Source organism: Rhodoflexus sp. (assembly GCF_053489755.1).
The window spans coordinates 69,699-91,399 of the sequence record NZ_JBRCHD010000028.1; the positions used below are offsets into that span (position 1 = coordinate 69,699).

Consider the following 21,701-nt stretch of genomic DNA (forward strand, 5'->3'; position numbering starts at 1 on the left):
TTGGAAATGAATTTGTAAATTGTTTGCACTAAGTTACACACAAATAACCAACTAAGATAATGGAGGTTAACGAGCCTTACAAGATTCTCTATTTAGACGATGAGTCAAACAACCTGATTTTGTTTAAAGCCCAATTTGCGGAGGATTTCAAAGTACATACAGCGCAAACGGTATCCGAAGCTATGGATATTTTGCAGCAAAACGAAATAGAGTTACTCATAACTGATCAGCGAATGCCCAGCATGACAGGTATCGAGTTTTTGCGCAGCATCAATGGCATATATCCGCGTATTACCAAAATTATTCTGACCGGCTTTGTTGATATTGAAGAAATCAAGATTGCTATCAACGAGTTAGGTATCGCAGGCTACATCAATAAGCCTTGGGACGAACCTTCACTGCGCCTGCTGATGCAAAAAGCCTGCGAATCCTATCGCCATGAGCGTCAGAACAGGCTGCTGACCGAAGAATTGGAGCAGCGCGTCATTGAACGAACCGAAGAATTGAACAAAAAAAGACAAATCCTCGAGATGCAAAACGAACTATTAACCGAACTTAATAATGAAAAAAACAGCATCATCGCATTTATTGCACATGACCTGAAAGGCCCACTCAATAGAATAGAAGGTTTAGTAAATATTATTACCAACTACACCGAAGTCACCGACCAACAATTACAGTATCTATCCCTCATTACAGTTTGTGTAAACGATGGCAAAAACCTCATCCGCAACTTGTTAGATGCCAAAGCAATGGAGGATAGTAGTCAAGAGGAATTTTATCAAGTAAACATACATGAAATCATTGATAAAATTTTTAACGCATATCATGGACAAAGCACACAAAAACAAATCACCATGCATCTGGAGAATAACATGCCTGAAGCATATATCAAAGGAAATACAGACCATGTAATGCGTATTATGGAAAACTTGATTTCTAATGCTATTAAGTTTTCACCTATAGGTAAAAATATTTATGTACGATTGAAAGACCTTGAACGCAATTTGATTGTAGAAGTACAGGACGAAGGCCCGGGCTTTACCGAACAGGATCGGAAAAATTTGTACAAATCATTCAAGACACTGAGCGCACAACCTACAGGCGGCGAATCTTCCACTGGGCTGGGGCTGGCAGTTGTCAAGTCGCTTGTAACTAAAATGGGTGGACAGATTGTACTCGAAACTGAACCCGGAAAGGGCGCTCGCTTCATCATCAGCTTACCCAAACCTTAGCTGTCAAAACTCATACCTTGTATAGCTGTAAAAATGGCAGTCTATTTGTACATTTTCAGATATGAGTAATGACATATCCCATCTGTTCATTTTTTGGACTGCCATGTGTTTAGGTAGTACATTCAATCTTTTTTCTCAGACGCCTAAGTCCCAAAAAAATACTGATCAGTTCTATAACCGGCTGGCAGAGACTTACATGGATTCGCTGCCTGCACAAGCACTTATCTATGCCGAAAAGGCATATGAGGCAGCTAAAAGTCAACAAAATCAGCAAGGAATTTATCGCTCGCTGAGTAATATTGTTGTAGCGCATTGGAAACTCAACAACCGAGAAGCGCACAAATATTACTCTAAGCTGCTTTTTGAAGCCTTCAGACAACTTGAGCAAAGGCAGCAGTCTACGCCTTGGGATAAAATTATGGAATTACAACGCGAGGCAGACCTTGCTCAATTACAATTGCAGAAAGAACGTTACGAAAAAACCATTAATGCAACCGAATACGAAAATTTTATACTGCTTATTTCGCTTGTATTTACAACGACTATGATAGCATCTGTGCTTATTTTTTTATGGAAAACAAAACTTACCAATGCACTATTAAGACAGCAAAAGCAAGCGATTATTTTGCAAAATAACCAATTAAAAGCGCAAAATGAACAATTGCGCCTGATGGAAAAAGAACGCAACGAGTTTATTCACATGCTTTCACATGATTTGCGCACGCCTTTTAGTGCGATTCATGGATTATTGCGACTCATAGAGACAGATGGTCCGATCAACCCCCAACAAAAAGCGTATATTGAACAGATAGACATTACTATCGAACGTGCCAACCAACTCATCAAAGAAGTACTCGAAATTAGTATGGCAGAACAAAGCGCTCATAGTAGTAGCGCTACAGGCGAAATAGTTGCCGCGCGCCAACTGCTAGGACAAGTAGTAAACGAATTCAGACCGCAAGCTGAGCGTAAAAATATACAAATCATTTTTGACGACCGCGCCCTCGAAGTTTACGCTTTAGCCAATAGACAAGCCCTTACCAGAGTATTGGAAAACCTACTTTCTAATGCTATTAAATACTCTCCTACGGGTAGGCACATCATAGTTGAAACCGGACTAAAGGACGCACAATGCTTTTTTAGCATACAGGATTTTGGTCCCGGATTTACTGAAGACGACAAAAAGAAGATGTTTGGGAAGTTTCAACGCCTCAGCGCTCAGCCCACAGGCGGCGAAAGTTCTACCGGCTTAGGCTTGTCTATTGTCAAAAAACTGACAGAACAAATGAACGGTTCAATCAGATGTGAAAGTGAATATGGCAAAGGGGCCAAGTTTACCATCATGCTACCAGTTGCATGGGACAAACCTACCATAGTTGCCAACACATAGTCCGATAAAAGTAATTTATGAACATGTTTACTGTAAACGATCTTATCAATGCGGCCGCAGCTGCAAGCCGGCTGATAGCACAGACTCCTCAAGCTGTCATTGCTGACTTGCTCCAAGCGCTGGCAGTGGCGATAGAACACGCAGCGGCAGATTTGATGGCAGCTAATGCACGCGACCTTGCGCGAATGTCGCCCGATGATCCTAAATATGATCGCCTGCTGCTTTCCAATGAACGAATCTCTCAAATTGCTGCCGAAATTCGCCATGTGTCCCGGCTTCCCTCGCCCGTAGGCGATGTGCTGGAAGAGCGAACGCTACCTAATGGGTTGCTAATCAAGAAGGTGCGTGTACCGTTGGGCGTAGTAGGAATAGTATATGAAGCTCGCCCCAACGTAACACTTGACGTAACGGCTTTGTGCCTCCGATCGGGCAATGCTGCCTTGCTGAAGGGCGGCAGCGATGCCACAGCTACCAATGAAGCTATAGTCAAAATTATTCACCAAATACTTACCGATTTTCAACTGCCTACCCAAGCCGTTACCCTCCTTCCTGCCACGCGCGAAGCTACAGGAATTATGCTACAGGCGGTCGGCAAAGTAGATGTCATTATTCCACGCGGCAGCCAGCAACTCATTGATTTTGTTCGTCAAAACTCCCGCGTACCCGTCATAGAAACAGGTGCAGGCATTGTACATACCTATGTGGACAGCAGTGCAGATATTCAAAAAGCTGCCGATATTGTTTACAATGCTAAAACGCGGCGTGTCAGTGTTTGCAATGCCTTAGACTGTCTGATTGTGCATCGGGAACTGCTGTCAGCGCTGAAAAAGATTGTGAGCCGCCTCGCAGAAAAACAAGTTACAGTCTTTGCTGATCCAGATGCGTTCTTGTCCCTGCAAGGACACTACCCTGAAAACTTACTACAACCTGCCGAACCTCAGCATTTTGGCATCGAATTTTTAGATTACAAGATGAGTATTAAAACTGTGGCAGGAATAGACGAAGCTCTGGCACATATCGCTCGGTATTCTTCGAGGCACAGCGAAGCAATTGTAGCAGAAGACCCTAAGGTGCTAACGCAGTTTTTAGATGCGGTAGATGCTGCAGCTGTTTATGCCAATGCTTCTACTGCATTTACCGATGGGGCACAATTCGGCATGGGTGCAGAGATAGGCATTAGTACGCAAAAACTGCACGCACGCGGCCCTATGGCGCTGCCCGAACTAACCAGCTATAAATGGAAGGTGTACGGCAACGGGCAGATTCGACAATAAAATTATCATGGATTGCAAAATGTACAAACAGCAGGGTCTGCAAACTCCTTTTCATGACTGATTACCTCTACAGTATGTTGGCAAGTCGGACACCGCATCCGATACCCTTTTATCTCTTGGGTAGGTAGTCCGCACCAACTGCAAGGTAGCCCATAGATCGGCTCCTCTTTGCCAAAACCGGGTCTGTTACAGGCCGGACAAGCTGTTATAAGCCGCTGCACCAAATCTTCCGTTGCTTTGGCTATTGCCTCGCGGCGCATCGGATTATGCATTGCGCGCATATCGGTTTCTATATACAGCAAGCCATCGCCCTTTGTCAGTTCTGTTTCTACGGTTTGTATCAGATGCTCGAATGCTCGGATGCCTTTCACAACGTTATTGCGCCCTCTTACGATGAGCCCGTGTGCAGGAAAACCAACCGAATCCGCAAAAGCTAAGGCTTCGGCAACAGCGCTAACTGTTTTTTGGGAAAAATTGGTAGCTGTTGTCAAGTAGCGACCGCAAACTTCAAGATCTGTTTCGAGGTCTTTAAGCATCACCAATTCGTAATTACAGGCAACAAAAGGCATTTGGGGATGCGGGCCGAAAGATCCTTCGCTGGCGATGCCGATAGATAGCCCTGTTTGTGCAGTTGCGGCAAGGCATTTGCGCCTGATCGTCTCTATTTGTGTGCCCTCGCGTGCTATTTCACCCGTAAAAGTGCCGAATTGATCGGTATTAACTGCTGCAACACAAATATTTAGCTCAATAAATTGATCAAAAATCGGTAAAATGATTTTTTCTTTTTCATGTATGGTAGCTAATGCCGCCATACGATTGCCAAAAAGTCGGTGCTTCATTTTTTATGAACAGATGCTTCTTGTGCAGACAAAGCCTTAGCGTCTTTGGACTGAACAGAATTTAAGGGCAAAGTAACGGTAAATTGTGTTTGTCCTGTTTTGTTGCACACCAATTCGATCTTTCCCCCCAATTTTGCCGCAGCGACCTGCGAAGCGTACAAGCCTATTCCCCCGCCGCGCACCGACTCCGTTCCGGCATACGTGTTTGTAAACAGATGCGGCATTACTTCTTTTGGGATACCAAGTCCGTTGTCCACTACGTTGATTATCAATTGTCCATCCATGAAATAAGCAGCAATACGCACATAGGCATTCCGATAAGAGGGATCGCGGTACGCTACTGCATTTTCTAACAGATTGCGCAGAATAACAGCTATCAGTGTTTCATCTGAATTAACGGTCATTTGCGGTGGCATTTCGATTAATAGAGTAATGTCTATTCGTTTGTGGAGCTGTACTTCTTCTATAACACGATTGACAAGTCTGAAAATATTTACAGGCTGTATCTCAGGCGATCTATTTTTCAAATTATTGAACATCAGCAGCTTTGATAGTGTATAATTGATTTGCGCGGAGGCATTTTGCACCATATCAAAATATACTAAGGCGTGCAAATCTCCGATTTTGCCTTCTGCTTTTACAAGATTGCACACACCTTCTATGTGCGCAAGCGGTGCTTTGAGATTTTGTGCGGCACGGTACACAAAACAATCCAATTCTTCCAATGATACCAACAACTCTTTTTCGACTTGCTTGTAATGACTGATATCTACAATAACAATCATCAAAATAGCCACATCCGCCGAAATTAATTCTGTGTATGCTTTTACGTCAATTATTTTTTTATCTGAAGTGATTTGCTGCCACTCTTCCGAGACAAACTTATGACGACCTGCCAAAGCGCAGTTTAATTCGTAGGCTACACGCGGCTGCATCCATTCGGGGCATAACTCTACAATATTCTTCCCTATGAGTTGCTTCTTAGAACATCCATAAAATTTCACAGCAATCTTGTTAGCATCGACAATAGCGCTACTATGATCAATCAGCAAGGCAGAAACAGGCAGATTATCAAACAGATCTATCAACAGCTGATCGCTTTCCGAAGAGTTCTTACTCAAAACTTTGGTTGTATTTTCAGCTCTGCGTACAAGGAAAAATATAAAAAATGCGACAGATATTACATAAAAAATTTCAAAAATAGGTGTGTAACTCACCTTACCTGTATAAAGAATGTAACGATCTGTAAGCGTAAAGAAGGCAAAACTTACCAATATGTAAGCTGCTATGAGTAAGAGAAAGTTTTTATTTTTAAGCATTTTAATAACACGTGTAATATTTTACGAAATTACGAAACATACAGAATTCCGACAAACATTCCATCGGCAGATGAACAAACTTCTATAATTTTGCCCGGCAAAGATCAACGCGAGTGGAGCTATCTGTTTTTTGGCTGTATGCCATTATTGTTATCAGTAGTATTGTTTTATTACATCTTTTACTACAAGGTGTCTGGTTTGTGCGGCTGGCGTTTTTTAAACCTAAGTCATTCATCCCGACCAAGTATGAAGATATATCTGTCATTGTTGCGGCGCGAAACGAACACGACAACCTGACGCACCTGCTGCCAATGCTTTTAGAGCAGGAATACCCTGCCGACTATGAGATTATTGTAGCCGATGATAACTCGACAGATGATACATTTTGGCTATTGAAAACAGCCTGTCAGGCTTTTGATCGCCTCAAAGTAGTTACCGTCAGCTACACTCCGCCGGGTATTCATCCCAAAAAATATGCCCTTACACTTGCCATCAAAGCGGCTCGATTTGAACGACTTGTATTTATTGATGCCGATTGCAGACCTGCATCAAATGGCTGGTTGGCGGCGCTCGCTGCACAATTTGACGACAAACAAATTGTGTTGGGCTATTCGCCTTACCGGACGAACAACAGTCTGTTGGGCAGGCTAATTGGCTACGAAACACTCTATACTGCCATGCAGTACATTTCTTCGGCACTTTGGGGATACCCATATATGGGCGTTGGGCGCAATCTGGCATATACCAAAACACTCTTCCTCGACCATAAGGGATTCAGTAAATTTCAGCGCGTTATTGGCGGCGACGACGACCTGTTTGTGAATAGCGTAGCTAACAAATCAAATACTACAGTAGCCATCGGGGCCGACACACTAACTTACTCTATGCCTAAGACCAAGTGGTCGGAATGGTGGAAGCAAAAGCGCCGCCACTTATCTGTCGGGAGGTACTACCACTGGAAAGACCGCCTGTGGCTCGGCTTGAACAGCATCCTGACGATGAGCGTACAACTAATTACTATTGGTGCGCTTGCCGTAGCATTAGTCATGCAACAATGGATAGTAGCTGCAATTATGGCAGGTATTATCTTGGTTCGGTGGAGTTTCTTAGGAACTATTACCTATCTTTGTGCAAGGCAACTTGGCGAGCGATTTAATATTATCTGGTTTCCTTTACTGGATTTCTTCCATACGGTTTATTATTTTACAGTAGGCTTATCTGTGATGATCAGCGAAAAAGTAGAATGGAGGTAAATAATTTAACAAATAACGATACTAACGACGAACAAGATAGTGAGCGATCTTTTTCGACTAAGGCACTCGCTGACTTTAAACTGATTGACAAGGCGATCAATGGCGATGAGAAGGCTTATGCAGAGTTGATGCGTCGCTACAAAAAGCCCGTGTACCATACACTGCTCAAAATGGTACGCAACCCCGACGATGCGGACGATCTGACCATAGAAGCATTCGCAAAAGCATTCAAAAATTTACCGAAATTTAAGAAAGATTACACTTTTAGTACATGGCTGTTTCGCATAGCTACTAACAACTGTATTGACTTTATCCGCCGCAAGCGTTTGGAAACAACAAGTATTAATACAGGCTATTCGGATGAAAACGGCGATCCGATTGATATAGATGTCAGAGATGAAAATCTCAATCCACAGGAAAATACAATCAATCTGCAAAAAATCGAGATTGTAAGAACAATGGTAACACTCCTGCCCGATAAGTACCAGCAATTGGTTCAGTTGCGTTACTTCGACGAACTTTCATACGAAGAAATAGCCAAACACCTGAACGCACCTCTTGGAACAGTAAAGGCACAACTACACCGGGCGCGCGAGTTACTCTATGATATTGCACGTGCTAAAAAAGACATGATCTGATGAAGAAATATACAAATCTGTCGGGCTTATGGATATTCTCTGTAAGCCTTTTCTTTGTCTCACCAATAATTTTAGCGCAGCAGACCACACCCAAGCGGGAGTTTAGGGCAGTGTGGATTGCTACGGTAGCCAATATTGACTGGCCTTCTGCCAAAGGTTTGCCTACGCAAAAACAACAGGAGGAATTTGTCAATCTTTTAGACTTTCACAAACGCAATGGTATCAATGCAGTAGTGGTACAGGTGCGCCCTGCCACTGATGCCTTCTACTTCAGCGCACAGGAGATGTGGTCGGAATGGCTGACAGGCAAACAGGGCGCAATGCCCGAACCCTACTACGATCCCCTGCAATTTATGATTGCAGAAACCCATCGTCGCGGAATGGAGTTTCATGCGTGGATCAATCCATACCGCGCCCAGTTTGAAGGCGACTCGCTGCGCGTCCATCCCGAACATATTACCCGCCGCAAACCCGAGTGGTTTGTTACCTACGGAAAATCTAAGGTGTTTAATCCGGGTATCCCACAGGTGCGGCAATACATCGTAGATATTGTAGCAGATATTGTACGTCGCTATGACATAGACGGCATCCACTTTGACGATTATTTTTACCCTTACCAAATTCAAGGGCAAATTTTCAACGACTCAAGCACCTACAAGCAGTATGGAAAGGCTTTCACGAAAATAGACGACTGGCGACGGGACAATGTCAACCAACTTATTGAGCGCATCGCACTGCAAACCAGAAACATCAAACCCTATGTCAAATTTGGCATCAGTCCATTTGGTGTATGGCGCAACCGCTCGCAGGATTCGCGTGGCTCGGCAACGCAGGGAGGACAAACCTGTTATGATCATTTGTTTGCAGACATCCGGCTTTGGTTGGAAAAAGGCTGGATTGACTATGTAGCTCCGCAGATTTACTTTAGCATCGAATTCGATAAGGTGCCTTACAAGGTGCTAACTGACTGGTGGGCTGATAACAGTTTCGGGCGACATGTGTATATCGGTCAGGCACCGTACAAGGCACTCCCCAACAGCAGCGGCAGCAGCGATCCGCACTGGGCAAATCCCTCGCAGTTGCCCGAACAGATTCGCTACAATCGGCGAAAAAGTAATAAAATTCAGGGCAGTATCTACTTCAGCTCAAAATCACTGGTACACAATCCCAACGGCTTCTCCGATTCGCTGCGCAATCATTTTTACAAACACACAGCGCTCATGCCGCTCATGCCTTGGAAAAAGGGCAGCCCCCCGCCTACTCCTTCAGGACTTGAGGTATTGGCATCTAAGAAAGGCGCTTTACTACGGTGGGATCAGCCTGCCAAAATTTCAGAGGTTGAAAACATGACAAAGTACCATGCTATTTACAGGGTACGTGCCAATGAGGTGCTGAATCTGGATAATCCTGCCCAAATCATTGCAATCACAGGTGCCGAGCCATTTTTTCTGGATGACAACGTTCCGGCAGATGGCGAATACCGCTATGCCGTAACAGCACTCAGCCGCCTGCACCACGAAAGCAAAGCGGCTTATTCACCCATGATCAGGCTACGGGCACAAGGCGCATGGACAGATTTCGTAACCACGCTCATCCGTATCTATAAGCAAAACCTGCGAAAGCCACAGTAAGTTACTGTAGCACATACTTCAGGGTGTAAAAAAATTGATTGTCAGCAGGCTGTCAATGCGCACCCTGAAGGGTACGATACGTTTTAAAATTGACTGATGACTTAAGTTCAGTTTGACAGCTCAAGGATAAGTGCGCTGCGGGCAGGTAGTTCCAACTGTGCCAGATTGCTGATTGCCTTACCCGAAATTACATCTTTACCTTGTTTAAAACGTTCAAGTATCTCGCGGAATGGCTTGGTATCCAATTGCTTAGGCTGATCGCCAGTGTGCAGAACGACCATTACGGCTTCTTTCTCATTATGACGAAAATATACGTAACAGTCGTTGGCAGGAATAAAATGCGTGAGCTTGCCATGATGTACTACGCTTTTACCCTTGCGCCAGTTGGCAAGTGTTGATAGGTAATTCCAGAGTTCATTTTGAGCTGCTGTGCGTCCCTGTGGAGTAAACGCGTCCATAGTATCTCCTGCCCAGCCACCGGGGAAATCTTTGCGCACGTCAGGATGGAAACCGCCATCACCGGTCATAAGCAGTTCGGTTCCGTAGTAAATCTGTGGTACGCCCCGCGTAGTCAGCAGAAAAGCCAGTCCCATTTTCATTTTGTTCAGATCCTGCCCGATCGCAGTTGCAAAGCGCGTAACGTCGTGATTGTCTAAAAAAATAACATTGTTATTGGGTGCTTCATACAGAAAATCCTCTGCCAATACATGATACAGACGCGAAAGCCCGCTACCCCAGCCGGTTGGCTCGTTGAGCGCAGGCGCAATGGCTTCAAATAAAGGAAAATCGGTGATGGAAGGCAGCGTCGAGCGGTAGCCGTCCCGATTCTGCGTTCCCTTTAGCCAATAGGACTCCATTGCCGCCGAATGAATCCACACCTCTCCGACAATGTTAGATTGGGGATACTCTGCCAGTACAGCGGCCGACCACTGCGCCATAAACTCAGGATCGGGATACGGGTAAGTATCCATGCGGATGCCGTCTATCCCAAACTCCTCCAACCACCATATCGTATTCTGAATCAGGTATTTAGCTAATCGAGGATTGCGCTGGTTCAGATCGGGCATGGTCGTATCGAACCATCCGGTATTCATCAGGGTACGGTCGTGCTCCGAAGCATGCGGGTCGGAAATAGTAGCCAGCCTGTAGTTAGACCGCGTAAACTCGCTGAACTGGTTTACCCAATCGGGATACGGCAGATCGTCCATCCACCAGTGATAAAGCCCGCAGTGGTTCATCACCATGTCCTTGATTACTTTCATGCCGCGCTTATGGCAGGCTTCGATTAGTTCGCGGTATTTTTCATTGCCGCCAAAACGTTTATCTACCCCGTAAAAATCGGTGATAGCATAACCATGATAAGAGGACGTTGGCATATCGTTTTCCAGTACCGGATTGAGCCAAAGTGCCGTTACACCAAGCGACTTGATATAGTCCAATCGCTGCAAGATACCATCTATATCTCCGCCATGCCTGCCAAAGGGCGCGCTTCGGTCTGCCTTTTCGCGCATTCCTGCCACGTTGTCGAGCGCAGGATTGCCATTGGCAAATCGGTCGGGCATAATCAGATATATCAGATCCTGCGGGCCAAAACCCTGAATGCGACCGGTAGCGGATTGCTTAGCTTTCAGCGTGTAGTTGATTCTTGTAGATTTTTTATTGCTACCTGTAAATGTAAAAGTCAGTGTACCGGGTTTGGCTTGTTCAAGAATTTCTAACTGTAAGAAAATGTAGTTGCTGTTTTGCGGGCGTATTGTCTCTATCAAGCGCACACCTTCATAGGTTTGCATTTGCACCTGAGACTCACCAATATTTTTACCATATACCAAAATTTCCAGCAATTTTTGCTTCATACCTGTCCACCAATGAGGTGGCTCCACCCGATCAATCGCAAATTGCGCATGGACAAATGGGGCAAAAGAAAACTGCATGAACAGAAAGCAAAGAAGATAAATCAGACTTGTTTGTTTCATTGTGTTAGACGTGTAAAAAATCCCTGATAAGTCAATTTCAGGGATGCCAATAGTGATTTAAAACAGTTTAAAACTTGCGTCCGATAAGCTCGTAGAACTCTTTGACCTCATCTTTAGAAAAATCCCAGCCATATTTTGGCAGATACTTATTTTTCACAATCATAATCGCCTCGTGATAGTCCTTGCAAGCGTCAATCGCTGTCAGCGCATCGTTAAAGTCTGCTGTACTACCTGCAAAAAGTTCGTTGATAAACTTATATCTCTGGTTAAGCGGGATAAAATCGCTCATGTTCTGGATCTTGGTATTCTTGTAAAGATCGGATACTGTTGTTGATTTGACCTGCTGCCGGGCAAGCACTTCATTGAGCGAGGGCTTTTTTTGTTCGACTGTACTTGCAAATCTGTTGTTAAGTGGCACAAACTTAGGTTCTTCTTTCGGTGGTTGTGGCTGTTGTTGAGCCGGCTGAAAAACAGGCTTTTCAGGCTCTTTGAAGAATGACTGTACGACCGGTTCGTCTTCTGTGTACAGCGGGCTGTGCGGCGGTTCGTCGTTTTCTACTCCGAAACTCAACTTTGATACTTGAAACGACATACTGTTGATACTGTCGTTGCTAAAGTCGAGCGGATCTTCGGGCGTATCGGGCGAGGTAATGTAAGCCAACTGATTTTTATCGAGCGGCAGCGTTCTGGCCAGTGCAGCAATCACCTCATCCTCATTATCCATCAGCGCCTTTTGTTCGGCTATTTGCTGTACTAATTCCTGTGCAAAAGGCAAACTCAGCGGGCTGACTGTAGTGCTCATGCGGCGCACCAACTCGTCGGCCATCTTGCGATGCACCTTAAAATACTTGAGTAAGGGCTTCAAGTCTGTTTCTACTGAGATAGGCTGCTGCTTTTGTGCGAGCAAATCGCTGAAATAAGCTCTCGGTGCAAGGGTTAGAAACAGTGTTTCCTGCACTGCTTCAGCCAGCAGCGGCTCAAAATGTTTTCTGGCAATGCTGATGTGCTTAGACACAACATTCATAAATGCAGCCAGCGCCTTTTGCACCTCCACCGATGTATAGTCAAAAAATGGGCTGCGCAGGTTGGAGGTTTCAGACTGCCATTTCAGAAATATATTTTTTACAATAAGCAGGCTCACTTGCTTTTCTATGGGCAGTGAAATAATTTCCTGCCCACTGATCTTGTCTTTTTGCGCAAAAAAACTGCTGCAAACTGTCGTAGCAAAGCGGCGAGCGTATTTCTCGATCTCAGGAAGATTCAACTGGCGTTGTAACATACAATCAGTTTTTGATAAAGGCAATAGCGGAATTCGGTACAATACCTTTGCAAGGTAGTATTTTTTCAATGATTCTACAGCAACTGCATCGGGTTTCTATGCGTTTTTTTAGTTTTGCCGATGCAAGTCTTGTTTGCAAACTCTTCTACCACATGAGAAAATACATCTTGTTTGTGCAACTGCTGGCAGCAGTTTTCGCTTTAGGCAGTTGCAGCACGTACTACACCGCACAATTTTTTGCCATTAACGACACCTACGAAATTGCGCCCTTAGCTAATGGAACGGTCGGCGGTATGGCGCGTGTAGCAACAGCTTATCAACGCGAAAAAGCAAAAGATCCGAATACTTTTTTTGTTCATGCCGGCGACTTTGTAAGCCCATCGGTCATTAGTACGCTGCACAGCGAGGGCAAACGGATCGCAGGCAAGCAAATGATAGAGGCAATGAATGCCGCAGGTGTACAGTATGCCACTTTCGGCAACCATGAATTCGACATTGATGAAGCTGATCTTATTTCGCGCATAGAAGAGTCTGATTTTCAGTGGCTTGTAGCCAACTTGCAACATCAGAAAGATGGCGCTACCGCTCCCTTTATGCAGCGCGGAAAACCGATACCCGGTTCAGTGATACTGCAAACAGAACACCTGAAAATTGGTTTGCTGGCAGTTGCTATTCCCGTAGATAAGTCCTATGCCGTATTTGAAGATTTCTATGCTGCTGCCGAACGCGAGTACAAAGCACTGGCCCCGCAGTGCGATGTTGTGGTTGCACTTACGCATTTGGAACTGGCACAGGACATGGAGCTGGCGCGACGACTGTCCGGACTGGCGCTTATCATCGGCGGACACGACCATGAAAATATGCGCCATCGCGTCGGTAAAACTGTCATAGCAAAAGCCGATGCCAATGCAAAAACAGCTTACCTGCATCGCTTTCGCATTGCACCGCAATCAAAAAAATGGAAATTAAATTCACAACTAATTGTTATCTCCCCTGCCCTGCCCGATGACCCGAAAACAGCCGCCAATGTGCAAAAATGGCAGACGATCGCCGAGCAGAGTTTTTCAGAAATGGGCTTTAATGCCTCCGATGTAGTTGCAGTTGCCCGCCAACCTTGGGATGGACTCGAAAAAAGTGTGCGAAATGCGCCAACCAACCTCAGCAAGCTAATTGTTGAAGCTGTAAAAACTGCCGTTCCGGATGCAGATGCAGCCATCATCAATTCCGGATCTATTCGCGTAGATGACAAGCTGGAAGGCAACATCACTCAATATGACATCGTACGCATATTGCCGTTTGGAGGCGGTCTTTCCAAAATGAAAATTACAGGTGCGCTGCTAGTTGATGTACTGGAAGGCGGCGCAAAAAATAAAGGATTAGGAGGCTACTTGGTGCATGCAGGTATCTCACAAAACAGCGCAGGCGATTGGCTCATCAACCAGCAACCGATTGACAAGGCACGTACTTACACGCTTGCCACTACCGATTTTCTGGTGAGCGGACGGGAGTTTAACCTTAGCTTTTTTAATGCGCAAAACCCGCAAATCAGTGAGCTTGAGATTTTTACAGATAAGTCCGACATCCGTTCGGACATTCGAAAAGTATTTATCCAATACCTGCGCCAGCAGAAAAATTAAGGTGCAAATTAAAAGCCGTGTTACTTTTTGGCCAGCCTCGATTGACCCATCATGCAATTCACCATGGTCTTATTACTTCGGAAGTTGCTACAGGCGGCATCCATTATTCGGTCGTGGCATTAGCCGAAGTAGTGCCTTCGTCCGGCATCCGCACCTGATACAAACGATTATCTTCCGGTCCTTTTACCAGATTCAGGCGGCGGATTAATTGCTTACGAGAAATACTTGCGGCTCAATCGGCTGATTCACAGCAAATTGATTCCAGCGAATATCCATCCATTTTGTCCCTTCAAAATACAGTCGCACGCGGGTAGGCTGCAAAAAGGATACATTGGGCGCTTGCTTGAAATCGGAATAAATGCGGTGGTGGTAGCCGACTTCCGTATTAAAACCTACCATGCGGATGTAAAAATTTTTAGCATCTATGGCAAACATAGTTTTATTTTGCTTAGGGTCGGTGATTTGAATAAAATAGCAAGGATGTCCTTCTACTTGGTCGTTAGCAAGCAAATCCAGTCGGAAACCCGGCGAATCGGCAAAGCGGATAATGCCAAAGCCGAAGTTATTGCTCCAAGCAAAGTGTTTTTCATAAGGTTTTGCCTTTGGCGAAAGATAAGTTGAAGAGATTTTGCCGTCGAAGGTCAGTTTGAAAAATACTGAATCGCCTTCGGCTGCATCAAATCGCACGCGACCGTTGGCTTTGTGCGCCTCATCGTTTTCAGATGGATAGACGCGGTACATGGCATATTTGTCAAAGTGCATGTGCATATCCTGCCTCCCATCAGGGAAAAAATCGGCAGTGCCTCGCAATACTAATGTTTGGGGGCGTTGCCATGTGTCGCCGCCAGCTACAGCCACAGCGCGTTTCAGAATGTCAGCAGCGGTAAGTTGCGGCACATGAGAGGTTGCGCTTTGTGTGCCTTTGCAAGCGGTCAGCAAAACCATGCAAAGTATTGCCAACCCTGAAAAATGCAGGTTCGGTTTCATAACTTTAAACTAACAAAAAAATGAGAATATGCAAAAGGGCCGGCTTATTAATTTTCAACCATTAATTGCCGCATAAGACATGCCTTCTTAGTTAGGACGTAATTGCTTGGTGATTTCATACGCGCACTTGCTTCATCATAACCTAAAAATCTGAACATGAAATTTGTCACTATGCCAATTCTATGTAATTCTACCGAACAGTGCAAATAAACTTTTCCTTTGTTTTGCAACTTGCTTTAACAATATTCGGTTTATTAGCGTTTTTGAAATGCAAAACACTGATAACAACTAATTGCAAAGTAAATTTGCAATTATGTAGCTCTGCATTTGTTACAATACGTAGATTTTATCCTGTTACGCGAACAATCAAAAAGTAATCGCCGTAAAATAAATCATCTGTCATACAGTTTTTATTCCGTAGGAATTGCATATTGGTAGCATTGAAATCAACCCTGCTCCCCTTTTTCTAAAGTTTTCCAAAAGGTAACACGGACTTCAGTCTATGATTTGTTAATTACTTGATAATCAAATAGCTACAAACTAAAGTCTGTGCTACATTTAGCCTTTTAGGACAGCCTCGATTGACCCATCATGCCATTCATAATGGTATAATTGTTTTGTTACCCTAAAAGCAGCAGGCTAAAAAGAAAATACTACTACTCTCCGAAGAACAAAGATTACTTGCGCGACTTTTTCAATTTGGATGTTAAAACGCGGAAGTCAAGAGCTAAAACATTCAATAGAGTAAGCTATTTCTTTCCGGCATTGTCTTGTGGCGAGTTACCATAAGGACAATGCCTACAGCCGCGCTTGCAGCAATAACCTCTCTTTCGGTGGTACAACGCTGTAAAAATAAGAACTCTGTTTTCTATGTAGTAATAACGATTTTCAGCAGCCGGATGATCGTTGTTATTTGAGAGAGGATTCTTCATCAGACGATTTTTTTACTTGCGATATGGCGCGTTCTTTAATCTGCCGCGTAGCCTCGTCCAGACGCGTATCGCCCCATTGTTGGCGCGCAGAATCCCAGCATAGCAAAGGACATGCGGACTTTTGGGGTTTAGATGATTTTTTCCTAAACGAAAATTCAGGCAGCATTTTGTTAGATTTAGTCATATAAACTTTTTGTGAGAATCGAGTGTTTAAAAAAAGATGTACTATTTATCCGCCGACCGCTTACGAAAAGGCGTAATCAGGCGTTGAAACATCTTCTTCTCAAACTCCCAGAAGAAACGAAACTGCCCAAACATAAAGCCATATGCTAAAAGCACGACCTGATATAGTGGAAGGATAACAAATACACTGGCAAATGCGCGCAAAGCAAAAGGACTCTCATCAGTAACACCCAAAACAGGCAGAATCAACTTCTTGAGGTATAATGTGCTAAATCCGGTACAAGCAAATACAATTAAAACTACTGCAACTTGCCACCCACTTATTAAGCCCCAGCGCTCTTTTAAGCGCTCAGTCCAGTTTTTTTCTGCCATCAGTGATGTATCTTTCCTATCTTTCCACAAAATTACACATTATGGAGGAATTGCTTTACCTGTTGGGAGGAATGCTTATCGGCGGTTTGTTGGCGTGGCTCTGGCTGCAAAACAGATTAACCGCACAACAATCTGATTATCAACAGCAAATAATTCAATTAAACGCCGACAAACAGCTTGCACAAACCCGCTTACAAGACAAAGAAAAAGAGTGGCAGCAACTGCGCGAGCAACTGCACAGTCAGTTTCGACAGATTGCCGGAGAGGTATTAGATGAAAAAGGCAAAAAAATAGCTGACACCAACCAGACGCAGGTTGCTATGCTGTTAGCGCCTATGCAGCAGCGTTTGTACGAATTTCAACAAAAAATTGAAGAAGTTTATGACAAAGAATCTAAACAAAGATTCGCACTTGAAAAAGAAATCAGGCATTTATGCGAATTAAATCAACAAATTACAAAGGAAGCACATAATCTAACTAATGCACTTCGCGGACAGGCAAAAACACGCGGCCATTGGGGAGAAATGATTTTGGAGAGCATCCTCGAAAAAAGCGGCTTGGAGCGCGATCGGGAATACCGCACCCAGTTCAGCCTGACCGACTCCGAAGGCAAACGACTACAGCCTGATATTGTTATCTCATTGCCCGAAGGGAGGTACTTTGTTATAGATGCAAAGGTTTCGCTCAATGCTTATGAGCAGTACACAGCAGCCGAGGCTGATCAACAACAGCTATACCTGCGCGAACATCTGCAATCTGTACGGCGGCATGTGCAGGATCTGAGCAGTAAAAACTACCAACAGGCAATCGGCACGGGTAGCCCCGATTTCGTCCTGATGTTCATGCCTGTTGAGCCGGCATTTTACCTCGCTGTCCAACACGATCCCGACTTGTTCTCTTGGGCATTCGAGCGACGTATCATTCCTGTAAGCGCGTCAACACTGATGGCAACCCTGCGGACGACCGCCACTCTTTGGCGATTAGACAGACAAAATAAGAATGCAGAGGAAATTGCACGCGAAGGAGGTGCGCTTTACGAAAAATTAGTAGGCTTTATTGCTGACTTTCAGAAGATTGGAAGCGAACTTGACCAAGCCCGAACTATCTACGATCAGGCTTTTTCCAAACTCAACACCGGCAAAGGCAACTTGATCAGCCGTGCAGAGAAAATGCGAAAATTAGGTGCAAAAACGAGTAAATCGCTACCCGCAGGACTTTTTGACAACAACGAGGATTGAACATAAAAAGAATAAGCCGGTTGCAAGGCGATCGGCTTATTCATAAGTTTCACTAAACTAAAAATACCATTATATACAGCTTTAACAATTTGTACGTGCAACATTCTGAATTATACATGTGCAACATTCAAATTACCAAAGTATGCATTCCAAAATTGGTGTATATCTCTTAGAAAAACTAACTTTTGAGGGATCATTTTAGCACGCATGTAACTTTTTAGCTCAAGTTACTTTTTTGCTTGTAACTAAAATATACAAAACACTGATTTACAAGCGTTTACAAAAGCATAAAACTACAGTAATTTTTCAGCCATGCAAGAAAAGTTTTTTACACTACTACAGCTCAATAAAAGTATTCGCAATCTGATAACAGGTATCGGGCGCGAATTCTGGATCACAGCCGAAATTGCCCAATTACAAATACAGGAACACGCCTACCTTGAGTTGGTACAAAAAGAGAACGAACGCATTGTAGCCAAAGCAAAGGGCATTATATGGTCGAACGTATTACAAGGGCTGTGGGATACTCACGGAGCAATGCTCACAAGCATACTCAAAAATGGTGCAGGTATCCGCTGCCGCGTTTTGGTCAATTTTCACGAAGTACACGGACTTTCGATGCAGATCAAAGCTGTTGATACTTTTTATACCCTTGGAGAGATGGAGCAACAGCGACTGCAAACGCTTGCCAAATTAGAGCAAAATGGACTATTATATTTACAGCAAAAATTATCACTTCCTGTAGTTCTGCAAAAAATAGCAGTAGTATCCTCTGAATCTGCCGCAGGTTTTGGCGACTTTATGAACCAGTTGGAAAATAATCCGTGGGGATACCGCTTTGCTGTTACACTTTTTCCCGCAAGTGTGCAAGGAGAAGGCGCGGCTGCAGGGCTGGTAGAGCAAATCAGAAGAGTAAGCCTTTCATTCGACGCATTGGCTATCATTCGCGGAGGCGGTGCGCGCTTAGACCTTGAAGTATTTAACAATGAAGCAGTTGCAAGTGCCATTGCGCGATGTCCCATTCCCGTACTGGCAGGTATCGGCCATCAGCGCGACAGCACTATTTCCGATCAAACGGCATATCTTTCGCTCAAAACCCCGACTGCAGTAGCCGAGTTTATTCTGCAACACAACATGCAGTTCGAGGGAAAAATAATAGATCTGACGCGTAGGATTGCCTTGTACAGTTCTGGTAAAATAAACGAGCAGAAGGCTCAACTAAGCAGTCTGCGGCTAGCATTAATGCGGCAAATACACGAAAAAACCAGCAGTGAGGCCATAAAACAGCAGCGCCTGCAAATCAATATACAGTCTTTGGCAAAAAATAAGTTGCATACCGACCGACATCGCTTAGAAGTTTTTGAACAATTTTTCCGTTGTTCCAATCCTAAATATTTACTTAAAAAAGGCTATTTCCTCATCAGAAAAGAGCAACACTATTTGAAATCTGCTGATTTACAGGTAGGTATGCAAGTAACGATCAAGGGTGAAAGCACTATTTTTAAAGCTGATATTATCAACAAGACAACAGATTAAAACAAGATTTTTATGCATGAAATGTCTCAAAAAATTTACGGATCAGATATTTTACTGCTGACCGGCGAACAGACAGCCTAATCTGATATTAGCGCAGGAATACGCGCTTTGCAGGCTGTACTGTAGCAAATAGCTGAATCAAGGCAAGAGCGGGCTACCCTCTGCATCTCGCTCGACACCAAACCACACCGTAGCAAAGCTATTGCTCATACCGATACCAATAGCTTGCCATTTGTAACTTTTCCAAATATCCCTGTTGAGTATCACATTGTTATGTCCCGGACTATTTCGCCAACTGTTGAGGGCAGTTTCCGCCGTAACATCCGCCCCAAACCTCCTGTGTGAAATCTCGAAACCGTTTCCTGTGTACTTGGTAAGTTCGCGAGGCTTATTCCACATACACTCAGATGCCCGATGGTCGGAGGTGTAGCAACAAGGCGACCATTTGCCTTTGTTTGACCAGCTGTGCATATTACAGTTAGTTGTCAAAATGTCCGGATTTTCTTCCAGATCTTTGCAATGGGTTTGCGCTACGAAGGTCAATGCACTGGAAAGCGGAATCTCAGGCAGTCCGTTTGCCTTTCGATATGCCATCATCATGCGGTACAACTTCAGCTCCTCCTGCGAAAGTCGTACCTGAATACTTGCGGGCAGAGTTACCGCGCGAATAGGGGGCGTAGGTTTGACAGGTGGCGCTACCTCTACAACTTTTTCTTTTACTTGATCGCTGTCTGTATTGGTACTCTGACTCCAAAAACCTGCTGTACAGGCTATTAAAGATAGCTTCAACGAGATCAAACAAGTAACAATGTATATTTTTTTCATAACTAAACGCTACAGATTTTGATGGCTTGTGCTAAAGATGCCAACTTATCGGGATTTTTGGGCACAAACTCCTGCCCTATGAAGCCTTTGTAACCCGTTTCTGCGATGGCCCGCATCACGGCAGGGTAATTAATCTCCTGTGTTTCGTCAATTTCATTGCGTCCGGGTACGCCTGCTGTGTGATAGTGGGCAATATATTGGTGGTTATCGCGGATCGTTCGGATAATATCGCCCTCCATAATCTGCATATGATAAATGTCGTAAAGCAATTTAAAGTTTTCCGAACCTACCATTTTGCAGAGTTCAACGCCCCAAGCCGTTCGATCGCACATATAGTCGGCGTGATCAACCTTGCTGTTAAGCAGCTCCATGACCAGCGTAACCTTATATTTTTCTGCAAGTGAAATAAGTTTTTTGAGTCCTGCGGCACAGTTTTTCAGTCCTTGCTCGTCACTCATGCCCTCGCGATTGCCGGGAAAGCATATCAGATTGGTCATGCCTGCTTTGGCTGTTTCGGGGATCAGCAGGTCGGCATAGAGTTTTAGTAACCCCTCGTGGTTTTGGGTTCTGTTCCAGCCTTTAGTAATGCCGTAACCATCGCGGATAGAAGAAACCATTGCGCAGGTAAGATCATACTTTCGAAGCAGCGGCAGTTCTTCCACGTTCAGCAACTCGACAGACTCGATTCCAAAGCGTTTGGCTGCTACACAAAGTTCGTCTAAAGTCAAGTCGCTGTAGCACCAGCGCGAAACTGAGTGCCTGAATTGCCCTGAAAAGCGCTTGCTAAGTGCTGCCTCATTTTGTTCCATCCGTTTGGCGAGTGCGTTAGTGGACAATGCTACCGCTCCTGCTGCCATCAGCTTGAGCGCATTTCTTCTGTGTGTCATATCTGCAAATAGGTTACAGTGTAAAACTGTTGATAAATATAACTTTTTCTCTCCCATCAACAAAAAACCCGACAAGCCTCAAAGACCTGTCGGGGTTTTTAGTTTGGAAAGAATCCGCTATCAGGGATTTACAGCTTTACTCTTTCACCAACTTCTCCGTCCATACTTTGCCGTCTGTCTGACGGATTTGCAGCAGGTAAACGCCCGTACTCATCTGTTGCAGATCTATTAGCTCATTGAACTGACGACCGCTGATGGTCTGGCGGCTGATGA

The 21,701-nt window shown here is 44.4% G+C and carries 21 protein-coding genes; 10 read left to right on the plus strand and 11 right to left on the minus strand.

Annotated elements, in window-relative coordinates:
* Positions 1-59: 59 nt before the first annotated feature.
* The 3 genes from ACWIP2_RS06555 to ACWIP2_RS06565 all read left to right on the plus strand — a co-directional run bounded on the left by ACWIP2_RS06555 (position 60) and on the right by ACWIP2_RS06565 (position 3,899).
* Entirely contained in the window at positions 60-1,235 is a 1,176-nt protein-coding gene (locus ACWIP2_RS06555) for an ATP-binding protein (protein WP_448519109.1), read from the plus strand.
* 61 nt (positions 1,236-1,296) lie between these two features.
* Positions 1,297-2,625, plus strand: coding sequence for a sensor histidine kinase (locus ACWIP2_RS06560; RefSeq protein WP_448519110.1), 1,329 nt, complete (start codon positions 1,297-1,299; stop codon positions 2,623-2,625).
* A gap of 17 nt (positions 2,626-2,642) precedes the next feature.
* Positions 2,643-3,899, plus strand: a complete 1,257-nt coding sequence (locus ACWIP2_RS06565; protein WP_448519111.1) for a glutamate-5-semialdehyde dehydrogenase — start codon at positions 2,643-2,645, stop codon at positions 3,897-3,899.
* 5 nt (positions 3,900-3,904) lie between these two features.
* Here ACWIP2_RS06565 and ACWIP2_RS06570 read toward each other — a convergent pair whose 3' ends face one another.
* Positions 3,905-4,738, minus strand: coding sequence for a DUF6671 family protein (locus ACWIP2_RS06570; RefSeq protein ID WP_448519112.1), 834 nt, complete (start codon positions 4,736-4,738; stop codon positions 3,905-3,907).
* Complete coding sequence (locus ACWIP2_RS06575) at positions 4,735-5,859, minus strand: ATP-binding protein (protein ID WP_448519113.1); 1,125 nt, start codon at positions 5,857-5,859, stop codon at positions 4,735-4,737. Before ACWIP2_RS06575 ends, ACWIP2_RS06570 begins: the two co-directional genes overlap by 4 nt.
* Positions 5,860-6,170: 311 nt before the next feature.
* On the opposite strand from ACWIP2_RS06575, the gene ACWIP2_RS06580 reads away from it, so the two are divergent.
* The 3 genes from ACWIP2_RS06580 to ACWIP2_RS06590 are packed head-to-tail and all read left to right on the plus strand — an operon-like array spanning position 6,171 to position 9,579.
* A complete protein-coding gene (locus tag ACWIP2_RS06580; RefSeq protein WP_448519114.1) occupies positions 6,171-7,310 on the plus strand; it encodes a glycosyltransferase in 1,140 nt (379 codons plus the stop codon).
* Positions 7,301-7,948, plus strand: a complete 648-nt coding sequence (locus tag ACWIP2_RS06585) for an RNA polymerase sigma factor (protein ID WP_448519115.1) — start codon at positions 7,301-7,303, stop codon at positions 7,946-7,948. Before ACWIP2_RS06580 ends, ACWIP2_RS06585 begins: the two co-directional genes overlap by 10 nt.
* A complete protein-coding gene (locus tag ACWIP2_RS06590) occupies positions 7,948-9,579 on the plus strand; it encodes a family 10 glycosylhydrolase (protein ID WP_448519116.1) in 1,632 nt (543 codons plus the stop codon). The genes ACWIP2_RS06585 and ACWIP2_RS06590 overlap by 1 nt, the downstream gene beginning before the upstream one ends.
* 107 nt (positions 9,580-9,686) lie before the next feature.
* Here ACWIP2_RS06590 and ACWIP2_RS06595 read toward each other — a convergent pair whose 3' ends face one another.
* A complete protein-coding gene (locus tag ACWIP2_RS06595) occupies positions 9,687-11,552 on the minus strand; it encodes a glycoside hydrolase family 13 protein (protein ID WP_448519117.1) in 1,866 nt (621 codons plus the stop codon).
* 67 nt (positions 11,553-11,619) lie between these two features.
* Positions 11,620-12,831 (minus strand): hypothetical protein, encoded by a 1,212-nt coding sequence (locus tag ACWIP2_RS06600; protein WP_448519118.1) that lies wholly within the window; start codon positions 12,829-12,831, stop codon positions 11,620-11,622.
* A 152-nt stretch (positions 12,832-12,983) separates the two neighbouring features.
* On the opposite strand from ACWIP2_RS06600, the gene ACWIP2_RS06605 reads away from it, so the two are divergent.
* Together ACWIP2_RS06605 and ACWIP2_RS06610 are read left to right on the plus strand one after the other, a co-directional pair.
* Positions 12,984-14,468 carry a bifunctional metallophosphatase/5'-nucleotidase gene (locus tag ACWIP2_RS06605; protein ID WP_448519119.1) on the plus strand — a complete coding sequence of 495 codons (1,485 nt, stop codon included), beginning with the start codon at positions 12,984-12,986 and terminating at the stop codon, positions 14,466-14,468.
* Between the two features lie 17 nt (positions 14,469-14,485).
* A complete protein-coding gene (locus ACWIP2_RS06610) occupies positions 14,486-14,626 on the plus strand; it encodes a hypothetical protein (RefSeq protein ID WP_448519120.1) in 141 nt (46 codons plus the stop codon).
* A gap of 46 nt (positions 14,627-14,672) precedes the next feature.
* On the opposite strand, the gene ACWIP2_RS06615 is transcribed toward ACWIP2_RS06610, so the two are convergent.
* From ACWIP2_RS06615 to ACWIP2_RS06630, 4 genes are all read right to left on the minus strand, one after another.
* The gene (locus ACWIP2_RS06615; RefSeq protein WP_448519121.1) at positions 14,673-15,455 is read right to left on the minus strand and encodes a hypothetical protein; all 783 of its coding nucleotides are present in this window, start codon (positions 15,453-15,455) and stop codon (positions 14,673-14,675) included.
* Positions 15,456-16,204: 749 nt separating this feature from the next.
* Complete coding sequence (locus tag ACWIP2_RS06620; protein ID WP_448519122.1) at positions 16,205-16,387, minus strand: DUF5522 domain-containing protein; 183 nt, start codon at positions 16,385-16,387, stop codon at positions 16,205-16,207.
* Positions 16,365-16,553: a hypothetical protein gene (locus ACWIP2_RS06625; RefSeq protein ID WP_448519123.1), complete on the minus strand. Its 189-nt coding sequence runs from the start codon at positions 16,551-16,553 to the stop codon at positions 16,365-16,367. Before ACWIP2_RS06625 ends, ACWIP2_RS06620 begins: the two co-directional genes overlap by 23 nt.
* Positions 16,554-16,612: 59 nt before the next feature.
* A complete protein-coding gene (locus ACWIP2_RS06630; protein WP_448519124.1) occupies positions 16,613-16,942 on the minus strand; it encodes a DUF6787 family protein in 330 nt (109 codons plus the stop codon).
* Positions 16,943-16,983: 41 nt separating this feature from the next.
* Here ACWIP2_RS06630 and ACWIP2_RS06635 point away from each other — a divergent pair, with 41 nt between their 5' ends.
* Complete coding sequence (locus ACWIP2_RS06635; protein WP_448519125.1) at positions 16,984-18,180, plus strand: DNA recombination protein RmuC; 1,197 nt, start codon at positions 16,984-16,986, stop codon at positions 18,178-18,180.
* 312 nt (positions 18,181-18,492) lie between these two features.
* A complete protein-coding gene (gene xseA / locus ACWIP2_RS06640) occupies positions 18,493-19,716 on the plus strand; it encodes an exodeoxyribonuclease VII large subunit (protein ID WP_448519126.1) in 1,224 nt (407 codons plus the stop codon).
* 138 nt (positions 19,717-19,854) lie between these two features.
* On the opposite strand, the gene ACWIP2_RS06645 is transcribed toward xseA, so the two are convergent.
* The 3 genes from ACWIP2_RS06645 to ACWIP2_RS06655 form a co-directional block, all read right to left on the minus strand.
* On the minus strand, positions 19,855-20,541 hold the full coding sequence (locus ACWIP2_RS06645) for a CAP domain-containing protein (RefSeq protein ID WP_448519127.1): 687 nt from the start codon (positions 20,539-20,541) through the stop codon (positions 19,855-19,857).
* Between the two features lie 2 nt (positions 20,542-20,543).
* Positions 20,544-21,428 carry a hydroxypyruvate isomerase family protein gene (locus ACWIP2_RS06650; RefSeq protein ID WP_448519128.1) on the minus strand — a complete coding sequence of 295 codons (885 nt, stop codon included), beginning with the start codon at positions 21,426-21,428 and terminating at the stop codon, positions 20,544-20,546.
* Positions 21,429-21,564: 136 nt separating this feature from the next.
* Positions 21,565-21,699 (minus strand): T9SS type A sorting domain-containing protein, encoded by a 135-nt coding sequence (locus ACWIP2_RS06655; RefSeq protein WP_448519130.1) that lies wholly within the window; start codon positions 21,697-21,699, stop codon positions 21,565-21,567.
* Between the last annotated feature and the right edge of the window lie 2 nt (positions 21,700-21,701).

Bases quoted from the DNA above. Each gene is read 5' to 3' on its own strand.
- ACWIP2_RS06650 (WP_448519128.1), bottom strand. From the start codon at position 21,428: ATGACACACAGAAGAAATGCGCTCAAGCTGATGGCAGCAGGAGCGGTA.
- ACWIP2_RS06600 (WP_448519118.1), bottom strand. From the start codon at position 12,831: ATGTTACAACGCCAGTTGAATCTTCCTGAGATCGAGAAATACGCTCGC.
- ACWIP2_RS06590 (WP_448519116.1), top strand. From the start codon at position 7,948: ATGAAGAAATATACAAATCTGTCGGGCTTATGGATATTCTCTGTAAGC.
- ACWIP2_RS06565 (WP_448519111.1), top strand. From the start codon at position 2,643: ATGAACATGTTTACTGTAAACGATCTTATCAATGCGGCCGCAGCTGCA.
- ACWIP2_RS06645 (WP_448519127.1), bottom strand. From the start codon at position 20,541: ATGAAAAAAATATACATTGTTACTTGTTTGATCTCGTTGAAGCTATCT.
- ACWIP2_RS06625 (WP_448519123.1), bottom strand. From the start codon at position 16,553: ATGCTGCCTGAATTTTCGTTTAGGAAAAAATCATCTAAACCCCAAAAG.
- ACWIP2_RS06605 (WP_448519119.1), top strand. From the start codon at position 12,984: ATGAGAAAATACATCTTGTTTGTGCAACTGCTGGCAGCAGTTTTCGCT.
- ACWIP2_RS06560 (WP_448519110.1), top strand. From the start codon at position 1,297: ATGAGTAATGACATATCCCATCTGTTCATTTTTTGGACTGCCATGTGT.
- ACWIP2_RS06615 (WP_448519121.1), bottom strand. From the start codon at position 15,455: ATGAAACCGAACCTGCATTTTTCAGGGTTGGCAATACTTTGCATGGTT.
- ACWIP2_RS06555 (WP_448519109.1), top strand. From the start codon at position 60: ATGGAGGTTAACGAGCCTTACAAGATTCTCTATTTAGACGATGAGTCA.
- ACWIP2_RS06570 (WP_448519112.1), bottom strand. From the start codon at position 4,738: ATGAAGCACCGACTTTTTGGCAATCGTATGGCGGCATTAGCTACCATA.
- ACWIP2_RS06585 (WP_448519115.1), top strand. From the start codon at position 7,301: ATGGAGGTAAATAATTTAACAAATAACGATACTAACGACGAACAAGAT.
- ACWIP2_RS06620 (WP_448519122.1), bottom strand. From the start codon at position 16,387: ATGAAGAATCCTCTCTCAAATAACAACGATCATCCGGCTGCTGAAAAT.
- ACWIP2_RS06630 (WP_448519124.1), bottom strand. From the start codon at position 16,942: ATGGCAGAAAAAAACTGGACTGAGCGCTTAAAAGAGCGCTGGGGCTTA.
- xseA (WP_448519126.1), top strand. From the start codon at position 18,493: ATGCAAGAAAAGTTTTTTACACTACTACAGCTCAATAAAAGTATTCGC.
- ACWIP2_RS06635 (WP_448519125.1), top strand. From the start codon at position 16,984: ATGGAGGAATTGCTTTACCTGTTGGGAGGAATGCTTATCGGCGGTTTG.
- ACWIP2_RS06595 (WP_448519117.1), bottom strand. From the start codon at position 11,552: ATGAAACAAACAAGTCTGATTTATCTTCTTTGCTTTCTGTTCATGCAG.